We start from the raw sequence: 13,140 nt of genomic DNA on the forward strand, positions 1-13,140 counted from the left end.
GGGGCTGCTGGCCGCGGCGGTGGCGGGGTTAACCGCGGCCGGGCGCTGCCGGCGCCGTGGGCGCATCCGGTGCGGCCGCGACGAGACCCGGGCGCTGGCATCCGCGGTGGAGGTGCTGGTCGGCGAACTGGGCGTCGGCGCCCAGCCGGTGCGGGCCGTCGCGGTGGCGGCCGCCGAAACCGAGACCCCGGAGGTCGGGGCGGCGCTGCGCGGGGTCGCCGCCCGTGCCCGCCTGGGCGCCGACGTCCCCGCCGGGCTGCGCGGCATGGCCGCGACGTCGACGCTCGCCGCCCACTGGGAGCGGCTGGCGGTGTGCTGGCAGCTGGCCGAGCGGCACGGCCTGGCGATGGCCACCCTGTTGCGCGCCGCGCAGCGTGACCTCGCTGAGCGGCAACGGTTTTCGACGGCCGTGACCGCCAGCCTGGCCGGTGCCCGAGCCACCGCGGCCATCCTGGCCGCCCTGCCGGTGCTCGGGGTGCTGCTGGGCCAGCTGATCGGGGCCGCCCCGCTGCGGTTCCTGTTGGGCGGGCACGTCGGCGGCGGGTTGCTGGTGGCCGGGGTGACGTTGACCTGCGCCGGATTGCTGTGGTCGGACCGGATCACCGACCGGGTGACGGGGCGATGAACGGGACCGCGGCGGTGTTGTTGGCCCTGGCGTTATGGACCGGCGCCGGCCCGACGGCGGTGCGGGCCCGGGCCGGCCGGCGGACCGCCGTTCCGCGGCGGCGGCAGCGGCCGCACCCCGCGGCCGACCCGCTGGCGCTGGCGTCCAGCCTGGACGTGCTGGCCGTCTGCCTGGCCGCCGGCATGGCGGTGTCGGCCGCCGCCGCCGCGACCGCGCCGGCCGCGCCGCCGCGGCTGGCCCGGGTGTTACAGCGCGCCGCCGCCCTGCTCGCGGTGGGCGCCGATCCGGCCGTCGCCTGGTCGACGCCGAACGGGGAGGCGGACGACCCGCACACCGAGGCGCTGCTGCGGCTGGCCCGGCGATCGGCCCGCTCGGGCGCCGCGCTGGCCGACGGCGTGGCCGATCTGGCCGCCCAGTGCCGCCACGACGCAACCCAGTCGGCGGTCGCGGCCGCCGAACGCGCCGGGGTGCTGATCGCCGGGCCGCTCGGGCTGTGCTTCCTGCCGGCGTTCGTCTGTCTGGGCATCGTGCCGACGGTGGCCGGGCTGGCCGGCCACGTGCTGCAGGCGGGCCTGCTGTGACGGAAACCCACCGAGGAGGACACGATGAAGGGACTCAACACGTTTCGGGCGCTGCAGACCCGGCTGGCCTGGTTGGTCGTCGACGAGTCGGGGATGTCGACCGTCGAGTACGCCATCGGCACCATCGCGGCGGCCGCCTTCGGCGCGATCCTGTATGCGGTCGTCACCGGCGATTCCATCGTCGCGGCCCTGACCCGCGTCATCGGCCGCGCCCTGAACACCAAGGTGTAGTCGACGATGCCGGCACCAGCACCGTCGAGGGCGCGCTGGTCCTCACCGCACTGGTCGCGGTGCTGGTGCTGTGCGTGGCCGGGGTCACCGCGGTGGCGATGCAGGTGCGCTGTATCGACGCCGCCCGGGAAGCCGCCCGGCTGGCCGCCCGCGGCGACGACCGCGCCGCGGTCGCGGTGGCCCGGCAGATCGCGCCCGGCGGGGCGACGGTGGGGCTGCGACGCGACGGCGGGTTTGTCGTTGCGACGGTTACCGCCCGGTCGAACCTGCTGCCCGCCCTGGCCATCGCGGGCAGCGGGGTGTCGGCCGTCGAACCCGGACGGTGACCGGGGCTCGGCCACCGTGCTGGCGGCGGCGATGGTGGCCGTGCTGGTGTCCCTCACCGCCGGCGGCGCCTACCTCGGTGCGGCGGTGCGGGCGCGGCATGCGGCGCAGGCGACCGCCGACTTGGCCGCGCTGGCCGCCGCCGCCGCGTTGCCCGGCGGAGCCCAGGCGGCCTGCGCACGCGCCACCAGGGTGGTGGACCGGATGGCCGCGCAGGCCGCCGGGTGCGTGGTGCGGGGACTGGATGTCGTCGTCACCGTCGAGGTGCCGGTCGCGGGTGTCGGATGGGCACGGGCCGCGGCGCGGGCCGGCCCCGCGGCATAGGGCTACGACGACGCCGGCGTGTCGGCCTCGCGCAGCTGTGCCTCGGCGAGTTCGTCGGCGGTCGGCAGACGCAGCGCGACCAGCCCGGCGAAGGTGTTGTCGTCGAGTTCGACGCGGTTGACGGTGACGTGCAACGGCACCCAGGACCCGTCATGGCCACGCAGCCGCAGCACCCGGGCGGTGGCCCCGACCGCGAATTCCGCCGTCATCGGCCGCATCAGATGCTCGTCGTCGGGATGGATCCGTTGCGCGCTGGTCTCGGTGGCCCGCCAGTCGTAGAACGGGCACGGCTCGTCGAGCCACTTCAGCAGCGTCCATCGCTGCAGGTCGACCAGCGCCCGATGCACCCCGGGCTGCGCCAACCCGTTGAGGATCCGCTGCGCTAGCTGGTCGGGCGGCAGCGCGCCGCCCTCGAGTTCGCCGCGCCAGTTCATCCCGCGCGAGATCAGATGCTCACGGCCGCCGGGCCCCGGCTCCAGGGCATTGCGCGCCACGAAACCCACCCGGATGGTGTTGCCCTGCCAGTCGGTGACATCCCAGCTGCTGCACAGCGTTTGACCCGGTTGGGCCTTGATCGCCAAGGCCAGGATCTTGCTTTCGTTCGGGTTGAAGTCGCGGGTGGGCAGGTCCTCGGCGAACGCCCGGCCGTGGGTGGCTTCGACCTCGGGGTTCTTGCCGCTGTTGGCCAGCGATTCGGTGGTGTCGGTGGCCACCCCGAGGGTCAGATCCCACTTCAGCGGGCCCGGGATCGGCCGGTCGGGCGGCTCGGTGTTCGCCGGCCCGCTCCAGACATGGACCCCGTGCACCCGGCCGTCGGACATCCGCACCGGCTCGGTGCGGATCACCCGGTCGCTCTTGGCGGTGATGCTGGCCAGGCTTTGACCGGTCTGCACCGACTCGGCGATGGCGGTCTGGATCGCGGCGAGATGCGGGTTGCGGCGCAGAAACACCGAGATCGGGACGAGGTTTTTCAACTGGCGCCCTTGGGCGACCACGGCGGGTTCGTTGCCCAACGTTTCCACGAGCAGCCAGTCGTGGGCCATACCCGAGGATTTTACCGGCCCAACGCCGCGCGGTTGGCTCGGTCGGCGCCGGGAATCCCGCGGGATCGTTGGCGCCCGTCAAGCCGACGACCACCGGCCAAAGTTAGCTGATAAGTTGCGCCGACCCCGGCGGCCAGGTATTTTTCGGCTGCACCCGAGCTTCGGGATTGGGAACGGATCGCGTTGTCCGACCGTTCGTTGCGCTGTGTCGCGTATTCGGCACGCCCGCTCTTCTGCACGGTGAGGAAGGCGTTGCGGGCGGTCGAGGACACTGGTCCATGGGAGTCGACCGTTCGAGGGGTCCGGTCGCCGACGGCGTGGGTCAGCTGTGGTGCGTCAGTTCGCTGAGCACCAGACGCAACACTCGGGTGGCGCCGGCCTTGTCCAGCGGCTCGTTGCCGTTGCCGCACTTGGGGGATTGCACACACGACGGGCAGCCGCGGGGGCATTCGCAGGACTCGATGGCCGCCGCCGTCGCGGCCAGCCAGGTCGTCGCCGCATGGAATCCGCGTTCGGCGAATCCCGCCCCGCCCGGATAGCCGTCGTAGACGAAGACGCTGGGCAACCCGCCCAGCGCGGCCGGACCGACGGCGGTGGACAACCCGCCGATGTCGCCGCGGTCGCAGCTGGCGACCAGCGGCAGCAGCCCGATCGCCGCGTGTTCGGCGGCGTGCAACGCCCCCGGGATTCGGGGCAGATCGACGCCGTGCTCTGCCAGCGCGTCCGGGGTGACCGTGTACACGACCGCGGTGGTGGGCAGCGTGGACGCCGGCATGTCCAACTCGACGAAGTCGAGCACCTCCCCGTCGAGTCGGCGGCGTAGATACCCGACGACCTGATTGGTCACGCTCACCGGAACCAGGCCCAGGCGGACCGACCCGAACGTCGCGCGTTCACCCTCGCCGGTCACGGTGATGTTGGTGAGTTCGCGCGCGAACGTGGCGTAGCCCGGATCCTCGCTGTGCACGAAGGCGACCCCGCCGGGCAAGTCCAGCGAGTCGACCAGATACACCTCGCCCTGGTGCAGATACACCGCGCCGGGATGCACCGCTGCCGGGGCCTGCCCGGCGCCCACGCCGCCCAGCAGCCGCCCGGTGTCGGCCTCCACGATGGCGATTTGGCCGCCGGTGGAGCCGCGGATGTCGACCCCGGGGTGCGGATCAACCTCGGGAGCCGGGAAGTATCGGCCGGAGCGCCGGCGCAGCAGCCCGTCGTCGACCAGCGCCGCGGCCACCTGGGTGGCGCCCAGCCGATCGACCTCACCCTCCTCGAGGGGGAGTTCGGTTGCTGCGCACAGCAACTGCGGCCCCAGCACGTAGGGGTTAGCGGGGTCGATGACCACCTGCTCAATCGGCTTGTCCAGCAACGCCTCCGGGTGATGGACCAGGTAGGTGTCCAGCGGGTCGTCCCGGGCGACCAACACGATCAGCGCGCCCTGACCGCGTCGCCCCGACCGGCCGGCCTGCTGCCAGAACGAGGTGACCGTGCCGGGAAAGCCGGCCAGCACCACCGCGTCCAGTCCGGCGATGTCGACGCCCAATTCCAGTGCGCTGGTGGTGGCCAAGCCGCGCAGCTCACCGTCGGCCAACGCATGTTCGAGGGCGCGACGGTCTTCGGCGAGGTAACCGGCCCGGTAGGACGCCACCTTGCCGGCCAGTTCGGGGGCGATGTCCTGCAACCGGGCCCGGGCGCTCAGCGCGGTCAATTCCGCACCGCGGCGGGACCGCACGAAGGTCAGCGTGCGCGCGCCCTCGGCGATCAGATCGGCCATCACCCGGGCCGCTTCGGCGCCGGCCGACCGCCGCACCGGGGCACCGTTTTCGCCGCCGGCGTCGGCGCGCAGCGCCGGTTCCCACATCGCCACCGTGCGGGCGCCCTGCGGGGACCCGTCGTCGGTGATCTCCTCGACCGGCTCCCCGATCAGCGCCGCGGCGGTGGCACCCGGCGCCGCGGTGGTGGCGCTGGCGAAGATCACCGTGGGTGTCGCCGCCGGCGCGGCGGCGTAGCGTGCACACAGCCGCAGCAACCGACGTAGCACCATCGCCACATTCGAGCCGAAAATCCCGCGGTAGTAGTGGCATTCGTCGACGATCACCAAACGCAGGCCGCGCAGGAACACCGCCCAGCGGGCGTGGTTGCGCAACAACGACAGGTGCAGCATGTCCGGGTTGGTGAACACCCACCGGGAGCGTTCCCGGGCGAAGCGGCGCACCTCGGCGGGGCTGTCGCCGTCAAAGGCGGTGGGCGCCACGTCGCGAAGCCGCGGGACCGCGGCGGTCAACGCCGCCGCGGTGCGCAACTGGTCATGGCCCAACGCCTTGGTCGGCGACAGGTAGAGCACCCGGGCGCGGGCGTCGGTGGCCAGCGCGTTCAGCGCCGGCAGCTGGTAGGCGAGTGACTTCCCGGAGGCGGTGCCGGTGCTCACCACGACGTGCCGGCCGCGGTGAGCCAGGTCGGCGGCGTCGACTTGGTGTGACCACGGCAGGCTGATCCCGCGGTCGACGAACGCGGCAACCACGTCGGGTTCGGCCCAGGCCGGCCAGCGCTGCGGCGCACCGCGGCGCGCCGGCAACTCCGTGACGTGGCGCAGCGGACCCTCGGCCGAGTCGGTGCCGGCGAGCGCGGCGGCCAGCAGATCGGTGCCGAAATTCGCCATTGCCGTTACTGTCCCTCACCGTCGTCACCGGAGCCCGCCGACTGAATTGTTCACCAAGCCGTTACTCAGCTGATCACCAGAGACTGTCGCTTATGCGCCGAACATGGTTGACTGATGAACGGTCGTAGCTTCTGTGTTCGTGTCACACTTTCGCAGGATCTTTTGTTGCGGCCGCAGTTCCTGTGAGGGCGTAGGTCGGTCCAGTCCGGCGACACCACCAAGGTAGGGCGGCCGGGACGGGCCCGGGGCACCGAAACACGGTGCACCGAACAACGGTGCACCGCACCGGGTACGAAGAGAAGGAAAGATCGACAAATGCCACAGGGAACTGTGAAGTGGTTCAACGCGGAGAAGGGGTTCGGTTTCATCGCGCCCGAGGACGGATCCGCCGATGTGTTTGTCCACTACACGGAAATCCAGGGATCCGGCTTCCGCACCCTTGAGGAGAATCAGCGAGTCGAGTTCGAGGTCGGCCAGAGCCCCAAGGGTCCGCAGGCCACGGGCGTCCGCTCCATCTGAGTAATCGCCGCTGACGGCAAACCCCCCGCGCAGTCCCTCACGGGTCAGCCGGGGGGTTTTCCTGTTAGTCGGGCCCGGTATTGCGGCGGCATCACCTACCGACTGGCCTACTGTCGGTGGCGTGAGTCAGCTGTCCTTCTTCTCGGCTGAGTCGGTGCCGCCCGCCGTCGCCGACCTCACCGGGGTGTTGGCGGCCACCGGCCAGATCGTGGTGGTCGGTGACGGGGCCCGGCTGTCGGTGGTGGTCGAGCACCCGTGGCGCGCCGCGGCGCTGGCGGACATGATGCTCGAGGCGGGTCTGCCGCCGGAGATCGGGCAGACCGACGAGGACACCCCGCTGGTGCGCACGGCCGTCGATCCGCGGCTGCGCCCGCTGGCCGCCCAGTGGACGCGTGGGGCGGTCAAGACCGTGCCTCCACAGTGGCTACCCGGGCCGCGGGAGCTGCGGGCGTGGACGCTGGCGGCCGGTGCCCCCGAGGCCGACCGCTACCTGCTGGGCCTGGACCCGCACGCGCCGGACACCCATTCGCCGCTGGCGTCGGCGTTGATGCGGGTCGGTATCGCCCCTACCCTGATCGGTACCCGCGGTGCCCGACCGGCGCTGCGGATCAGCGGGCGACGTAGACTGTTGCGCCTGTTAGAGAACGTGGGGGAGCCACCTGACACTGCTGCGGCGAAGGCCTGCTGGCCGAGTGTTTAGCGGCCGCTTTCCGGACATCCGGATGGCGGTCGCACGGGGAGGCGGTTTGCGTCGGCCCGCCCAAGGTGCGAAATTGTCAGTTGTCCACAGGTGGAAGGCGCACGGTCGCTCGACCTGTCGGGGCGGAAAGAAGTGGAGCGTAAGCGCAAGGTGGCTGACCCATTGGTGAGCGCCCGCGGCAGCGGCGGAAATGGAAGCGTGCGGCGACTCGTCATTGTCGAGTCGCCCACCAAGGCGCGCAAAATAGCTGGCTACCTGGGCTCGAACTACATCGTCGAGTCGTCGCGGGGACACATCCGCGACCTGCCCCGCAACGCCGCCGACGTGCCCGCGAAGTACAAGAGTGAGCCGTGGTCGCGGCTGGGGGTCAACGTCGACGCCGACTTCGAACCGCTCTACATCATCAGCCCGGATAAAAAGAGCACCGTCACCGAGCTCAAAGGCCTGCTCAAGGACGTCGACGAACTGTATCTGGCCACCGACGGTGACCGCGAAGGCGAAGCCATCGCCTGGCATCTGCTGGAGACGCTGAAGCCCAAGATCCCGGTCCGGCGGATGGTCTTCCATGAGATCACCGAGCCGGCGATCCGCGCCGCCGCCGAACAGCCCCGCGACCTAGACCTCGACCTGGTCGACGCGCAGGAAACCCGTCGCATCCTGGATCGGCTGTATGGCTACGAGGTCAGCCCGGTGCTGTGGAAGAAGGTCGCGCCGAAACTGTCGGCCGGCCGCGTGCAGTCGGTGGCGACCCGCATCATCGTGCAGCGTGAACGCGACCGGATGGCGTTCCGCAGCGCCAGTTACTGGGATGTGGTCGCCGAACTGGACGCCAGCGTATCCGACCCGAACGCGGCCCCACCCACCTTCACCGCCCGGCTGACCAGCGTCGACGGCATGCGGGTGGCCACCGGGCGGGATTTCGACTCGCTGGGTGCGCTGCGCAAACCCGACGAGGTGGTGGTGCTCGACGAGGCCGCCGCGGGCGCGCTGGCCGGCGGGCTGGCCGGGGCGCAGCTGTCGGTGGCGTCGGTGGAGGAAAAGCCCTACACCCGGCGTCCGTACGCGCCGTTTATGACCTCGACGCTGCAGCAGGAAGCCAGCCGCAAACTGCGGTTCTCCGCCGAGCGGACGATGAGCATCGCGCAGCGGCTCTACGAGAACGGCTACATCACCTATATGCGGACCGACTCGACGACGTTGTCGGAGTCGGCGATCAACGCCGCCCGTACCCAGGCCCGCCAGCTCTACGGCGAGGAGTACGTCTCGCCGTCGCCGCGCCAGTACACCCGCAAGGTGAAAAACGCGCAGGAAGCGCACGAGGCGATCCGGCCGGCGGGTGAGACGTTCGCCACCCCCGACGCGGTGCGCCGCGAGCTCGACGGCGACGACTTCCGGCTCTACGAGCTGATCTGGCAGCGCACCGTCGCCTCGCAAATGGCCGACGCCCGCGGCACCACGCTGAGCCTGCGGATCGCCGGGGCCTCCGGTGACCGGCAGGCGGTGTTCTCCGCCAGCGGGCGCACGCTGACCTTCCCGGGCTTCCTCAAGGCCTATGTGGAGACCGTGGACGAGCTGGCCGGCGGCGAGGCCGACGACGCCGAGCGGCGCCTGCCGCACCTGACCGAAGGCCAGCGGGTCGACGCCACCGAGCTGACCCCGGACGGGCACGCCACCAACCCGCCGCCCCGCTACACCGAGGCGTCGCTGGTCAAGGCACTCGAAGAGCTCGGCATCGGCCGGCCGTCGACGTACTCGTCGATCATCAAGACCATCCAGGACCGCGGTTACGTGCACAAGAAGGGGAGCGCCCTGGTGCCGTCGTGGGTGGCGTTCGCGGTCACCGGGCTGCTGGAGCAGCACTTCGGCCGGCTCGTCGACTACGGGTTCACCGCCGCGATGGAAGACGAGCTCGACGAGATCGCCGCGGGCCACGAGCACCGCACCAACTGGCTGAACAACTTCTACTTCGGCGGCGACCACGGGGTGGAGGATTCGGTGGCGCGCTCCGGCGGGCTCAAGAAGTTGGTGGGCGTCAACCTGGAAGGGATCGACGCCCGGGAAGTCAACTCCATCAAGCTGTTCGACGACGCCGAGGGCCGCCCGGTGTATGTGCGGGTGGGCAAGAACGGGCCGTACCTGGAGCGCATGGTCGCCGGCGACGACGGTGAACCCACCCCGCAGCGGGCCAACCTCAACGGCACGCTGACCCCCGACGAGCTGACCCTCGACGTCGCCGAAAAGCGATTCGCCACCCCGCAGGAGGGCCGGGTGTTGGGGGTGGACCCGCAGACCGGACACGAGATCGTCGCCAAAGACGGTCGCTACGGGCCGTATGTCAGCGAGATCCTGCCGGAGCCGCCCGAGGACGAACCGGATCAGGGCGCCACCAAGAAGGGCAAGAAACCCACCGGCCCCAAGCCGCGCACCGGGTCGCTGCTGCGCAGCATGGACCTGGAGACGGTGACGCTGGAAGACGCGCTCAAGCTGCTGTCGCTGCCGCGGGTGGTGGGCGTGGACCCGGCCTCCGGTGAGGAGATCACCGCGCAGAACGGCCGTTACGGGCCCTACCTCAAGCGCGGCACCGACTCCCGGTCGCTGGCCACCGAGGACCAGCTGTTCACCGTCACCCTCGATGAAGCGTTGAAGCTGTACGCCGAGCCGAAACGGCGCGGTCGGCAAGCCGCGTCGGCGCCGCCGTTGCGGGAACTGGGCAATGACCCGGCGACGGGTAAGCCGATGCTGATCAAGGATGGCCGGTTCGGGCCGTATGTCACCGACGGTGAGACCAACGCCAGCCTGCGCAAGGGCGACGACGTGGTGTCGATCACCGATGAGCGCGCGGCCGAACTGCTGGCCGAGCGCCGGGCTCGCGGGCCGGTCAAACGGGCCGCGAAGAAAACCGCGCGCAAGACCGCGGCCAAAAAGGCCGCCAAACGCTAAAGCGGCCCCGTGCCGGGACTTCGCCGGACCCGCGCCGTGGCCGGACCCGGCGGCGCCGGGGGCGTGGGGCATCGGCCCTGGTCAACTTGCATTCCTGCGCACGTTCTCAGGCTCAGCTGATTGTTCTTAACCGCAAAACCGGTTGTTGCTCAGTCTGTTCTCAGGTAAGCTGACCGATGTTGGAATGTGACAGTTGTCACGGCGGCGACTATCAAGGGGAGCTATGCGGCTGACCGTGTGTTGCTGCATCGCCGCCGGCGTCGCCCTCGCGGGTGCCGGCGTGATCGCCGCTACCCCGGTCAACCCGGCCCTGCCCGACGTCGAGGTGCCCGCGATCCAACTGTCCGCCGGCTCCAGCCAGGACATGGACCAAGAGTTCCTCAACCTGCTGCAATTGCTTGGCCCGGACGCCGACAACCTGGTGAGCGGCACCGTCGATCTGCCGGATCCGGTGGACATCGGCGGCACGGGCGTGGACGGATTGGACCCGGACAGCCTGATGCCCAACCTCACCGACCCCGGTGAATTCAGCATCCCGCCGACGCTGTGGCACGAGGTCTTCCGGCAATCGGGCTAACACCGATTTCGATCTGCCAATAAGCCGGCAGCCCTCAACGCCGCTGGGGATGCGGTCGGCGGCGGCGGGCGTTCCCTTAGAGGCTTCTCAGACTATGGGGCTGCGCTGGTGCCGGTTTCTCGGGGCGCCTCGGCGGTCACCGCCAGATTCAGCGGCCGGGCCAACTGAGTGGGCACCGTGCGTCCGCGCAGGTCCACGATCTCGCCGACATCCCAGCGCAACGCCTCGGCATCCAGCGCACCGCTGACCGCGATCGCCGAGGCCAGCACGTGACCGTTTTCCAGTTTGGCCAGCTCGGTGAGCCGGGCCGCCTCGTTGACCGGGTCGCCGATCACGGTGTACTCGAACCGCGCCTGGGCGCCGATATGACCGGCGATGGCCCGGCCGGAGGACACCCCGATCCCGAACTCGGTGGCCCCCAGCACCGGCAGCAGCTCGTCGTGCAGCTCGCGGGCGGCGGCCAACGCCGCCCCGGCGGCGTCGGGATGCTCGATCGGGGCGCCGAAGATCGCCAGCGCGGCGTCACCCTGAAACTTGTTGACGAATCCGCCGTGCCGCCCGACGGTGTCCACCACGACCCGGAAGAACTCGTTGAGCAGGTTGACGACCTCACTGGGCGGCCGGGTGGCCGCCAGCTGGGTGGAGCCGACCATGTCGACGAACAGCACGGCGACGTCGCGTTCCTGCCCGCCCAGCTCGGTGCCCCGCTCCAGGGCGCGCCGGGCCACGTCCTCGCCGACGTAGCGGCCGAACAGGTCCCGCAGCCGCTGCCGCTCGGCCAGGTCGCGCACCATGTCGTTGAAGCCGGCCTGCAGCAGGCCCAGCTCGCTGGCGTCGTAGATCTGCATGTGCGCGTTGTAGTTACCGCGCTGCACCTCACCGAGCGCCCAGCGCAGCTGGCGCAGCGGGTCGGCGATCGACATGGCCACCAACACGGTGCTGGCCAACCCGATGGCCAACGCGACCAGCGCCATCAACAGGATCGGGGTGAACAGCTTCTCCGGGGAGGCTTGCAGCAGCGCGGTCTTGTCGGCCACCACGGCCAACACGATCGCCAGCAGCGGCACCCCGGTGGACAGCGTCCAGGTCAGCAGTTGACGCCACATGACGCCGGGCGCTTGCACATTCTCCGGCAGGCCGGCGCGCAGCGCGGACACGGCCACCGGCCGCAGCACCCGCTCGGACTGCAGGTAGCCGATGATCGCGGTCGCGGCCGCACCCAGCGCGGTGGCGACCGCGACCACCGGCACCGCGTGCTTGGCCACCGGCCAGGTGGCGCCGGTGAACACGATGCCGCCGACCGACCAGTACCCCAGGCTGATCAGCGTGCGGTAGAACGGCATCCGCAGCGCCCGGGAGCGGGCCAGCTCGGTGGTCGCCGGATCGGTGTCGGTGAGCAGGCTGTCGCGGCGTTGCCAGCGGAACACCGGCACCAGCAGCCGCACGCTCACCGAAACCCCGGTGAGGAACAGCAGCGCGATCGCGGTCACGAAGATCGCCAAGTTCGTGCGGGGCAGATCCTGCAACTCGATGCGGTCCTCGGGCGGCAGCCCGAAACGCAGGAAGCCGAGCACGAACAGGCCGCCGATGATGTCGGCTTGCAGCATGCTCAGCGTGAACACCGGCCACGGGGTGCGCGCCAGCCAGCGGACGAATGCGCTGATCCGTCCGGGCAGTGCTGCGGTCGTGTTCACCAGCCCACCGTATCGGTCGGCGCCGACCAAAACGTAGCTTAAAACCCGCAGCACAACCGCCGATCCTCGGCGGCGTCGGGCACGCGGATTACTGTTGCCGGTGATGTCCGGGGTTTTTACGCGGCTGGTGGGCCAGGAGTCGGTGGAAGCCGAGCTGCTGGCCGCCGCCTGGGCCGCGCGTAGTGATTCGTCTCACACCCGCTCGGGCGGTGGAACCATGACCCACGCCTGGCTGGTGACCGGCCCGCCGGGGTCGGGGCGCTCGGTGGCCGCGCTGTGTTTTGCCGCCGCGCTGCAGTGCACCTCGCCGGAGGTTCCGGGCTGCGGGCAGTGCCGGGTCTGCACGACGACGATGGCCGGCACCCACGCCGATGTGCGACGGGTCATCCCCGAGGGGCTGTCCATCGGTGTGGACGAGATGCGGGCGATCGTGCAGACCGCGGCCCGGCGGCCCAGCACCGGCCGCTGGCAGATCGTGGTGATCGAGGACGCCGACCGGCTCACCGAGGGCGCGGCCAACGCGCTGCTCAAAGTCGTCGAGGAGCCGCCGCCGTCGACGGTGTTTTTGCTGTGCGCGCCGTCGGTGGACCCCGAGGACATCGCGGTCACGCTGCGCTCGCGGTGCCGGCGCATCGCGCTGGTCACCCCGTCGGCCACCGCGAGCGCGCAGGTGCTCGCCGACGGCGACGGGCTCTCGGCCGAGGAGGCCGACTGGGCGGCGTCGGTCAGCGGCGGACACGTGGGGCGGGCGCGGCGGCTGGCCACCGATCCGCAGGCGCGGCAGCGCCGGCAGCAGGCGCTGGGGCTGGCCCGGGATGCGGCGACCCCGTCTCGGGCCTACGCGGCGGCCGAGGAACTGGTGGCCGCCGCCGAGGCCGGAGCCAAAGTCCTCACCGTCGAGCGGGCCGAGGCCGAGACCGAGGAGC

Annotated in this window: 13 protein-coding genes; 10 read left to right on the top strand and 3 right to left on the bottom strand. The window is 71.1% G+C overall.

Annotated features, from left to right (window positions below):
- From BKN37_RS21115 to BKN37_RS29985, 5 genes are all read left to right on the top strand, one after another.
- A partial coding sequence (locus tag BKN37_RS21115; RefSeq protein ID WP_207547277.1) for a type II secretion system F family protein occupies positions 1-625 on the top strand: 625 nt, incomplete at its 5' end.
- Complete coding sequence (locus tag BKN37_RS21120) at positions 622-1,206, top strand: type II secretion system F family protein (RefSeq protein WP_207547278.1); 585 nt, start codon at positions 622-624, stop codon at positions 1,204-1,206. The genes BKN37_RS21115 and BKN37_RS21120, both read left to right, overlap by 4 nt.
- A 24-nt stretch (positions 1,207-1,230) precedes the next feature.
- Positions 1,231-1,437, top strand: a complete 207-nt coding sequence (locus BKN37_RS21125) for a DUF4244 domain-containing protein (RefSeq protein ID WP_071028914.1) — start codon at positions 1,231-1,233, stop codon at positions 1,435-1,437.
- Positions 1,438-1,472: 35 nt separating this feature from the next.
- Complete coding sequence (locus BKN37_RS29980; RefSeq protein WP_071028922.1) at positions 1,473-1,763, top strand: TadE family type IV pilus minor pilin; 291 nt, start codon at positions 1,473-1,475, stop codon at positions 1,761-1,763.
- Between the two features lie 16 nt (positions 1,764-1,779).
- Positions 1,780-2,085: an Rv3654c family TadE-like protein gene (locus tag BKN37_RS29985; protein ID WP_071028915.1), complete on the top strand. Its 306-nt coding sequence runs from the start codon at positions 1,780-1,782 to the stop codon at positions 2,083-2,085.
- Between the two features lie 2 nt (positions 2,086-2,087).
- On the opposite strand, the gene BKN37_RS21140 is transcribed toward BKN37_RS29985, so the two are convergent.
- Both BKN37_RS21140 and BKN37_RS21145 read right to left on the bottom strand, forming a co-directional pair.
- Entirely contained in the window at positions 2,088-3,128 is a 1,041-nt protein-coding gene (locus BKN37_RS21140; RefSeq protein WP_071028916.1) for a PAS domain-containing protein, read from the bottom strand.
- 322 nt (positions 3,129-3,450) lie between these two features.
- On the bottom strand, positions 3,451-5,784 hold the full coding sequence (locus BKN37_RS21145; protein ID WP_071028917.1) for a DEAD/DEAH box helicase: 2,334 nt from the start codon (positions 5,782-5,784) through the stop codon (positions 3,451-3,453).
- Between the two features lie 315 nt (positions 5,785-6,099).
- Between BKN37_RS21145 and BKN37_RS21150 the strand changes: the two genes are divergently transcribed.
- The 4 genes from BKN37_RS21150 to BKN37_RS21165 all read left to right on the top strand — a co-directional run bounded on the left by BKN37_RS21150 (position 6,100) and on the right by BKN37_RS21165 (position 10,520).
- Positions 6,100-6,303, top strand: coding sequence for a cold-shock protein (locus BKN37_RS21150; RefSeq protein WP_003925183.1), 204 nt, complete (start codon positions 6,100-6,102; stop codon positions 6,301-6,303).
- A 121-nt stretch (positions 6,304-6,424) separates the two neighbouring features.
- Entirely contained in the window at positions 6,425-7,003 is a 579-nt protein-coding gene (locus BKN37_RS21155; RefSeq protein WP_071028918.1) for a hypothetical protein, read from the top strand.
- A gap of 150 nt (positions 7,004-7,153) precedes the next feature.
- Positions 7,154-9,943, top strand: coding sequence for a type I DNA topoisomerase (topA, locus tag BKN37_RS21160; protein ID WP_071028923.1), 2,790 nt, complete (start codon positions 7,154-7,156; stop codon positions 9,941-9,943).
- Between the two features lie 223 nt (positions 9,944-10,166).
- Complete coding sequence (locus BKN37_RS21165) at positions 10,167-10,520, top strand: hypothetical protein (RefSeq protein ID WP_071028919.1); 354 nt, start codon at positions 10,167-10,169, stop codon at positions 10,518-10,520.
- A 92-nt stretch (positions 10,521-10,612) separates the two neighbouring features.
- On the opposite strand, the gene BKN37_RS21170 is transcribed toward BKN37_RS21165, so the two are convergent.
- A complete protein-coding gene (locus tag BKN37_RS21170) occupies positions 10,613-12,268 on the bottom strand; it encodes an adenylate/guanylate cyclase domain-containing protein (RefSeq protein ID WP_194074088.1) in 1,656 nt (551 codons plus the stop codon).
- 49 nt (positions 12,269-12,317) lie between these two features.
- On the opposite strand from BKN37_RS21170, the gene BKN37_RS21175 reads away from it, so the two are divergent.
- A partial coding sequence (locus BKN37_RS21175; protein ID WP_071028925.1) for a DNA polymerase III subunit delta' occupies positions 12,318-13,140 on the top strand: 823 nt, incomplete at its 3' end.

The sequence above is a fragment of the Mycobacterium talmoniae genome, assembly GCF_001854525.1.
In the GTDB taxonomy this organism is placed as follows: domain Bacteria; phylum Actinomycetota; class Actinomycetes; order Mycobacteriales; family Mycobacteriaceae; genus Mycobacterium; species Mycobacterium talmoniae.

What these genes read in the sequence shown, in the direction of transcription:
- BKN37_RS21125 (WP_071028914.1), top strand. Translation starts at nt 1,231, where the DNA reads ATGAAGGGACTCAACACGTTTCGGGCGCTGCAGACCCGGCTGGCCTGG.
- BKN37_RS21140 (WP_071028916.1), bottom strand. Translation starts at nt 3,128, where the DNA reads ATGGCCCACGACTGGCTGCTCGTGGAAACGTTGGGCAACGAACCCGCC.
- BKN37_RS21150 (WP_003925183.1), top strand. Translation starts at nt 6,100, where the DNA reads ATGCCACAGGGAACTGTGAAGTGGTTCAACGCGGAGAAGGGGTTCGGT.
- BKN37_RS21165 (WP_071028919.1), top strand. Translation starts at nt 10,167, where the DNA reads ATGCGGCTGACCGTGTGTTGCTGCATCGCCGCCGGCGTCGCCCTCGCG.
- BKN37_RS21120 (WP_207547278.1), top strand. Translation starts at nt 622, where the DNA reads ATGAACGGGACCGCGGCGGTGTTGTTGGCCCTGGCGTTATGGACCGGC.
- BKN37_RS21145 (WP_071028917.1), bottom strand. Translation starts at nt 5,784, where the DNA reads ATGGCGAATTTCGGCACCGATCTGCTGGCCGCCGCGCTCGCCGGCACC.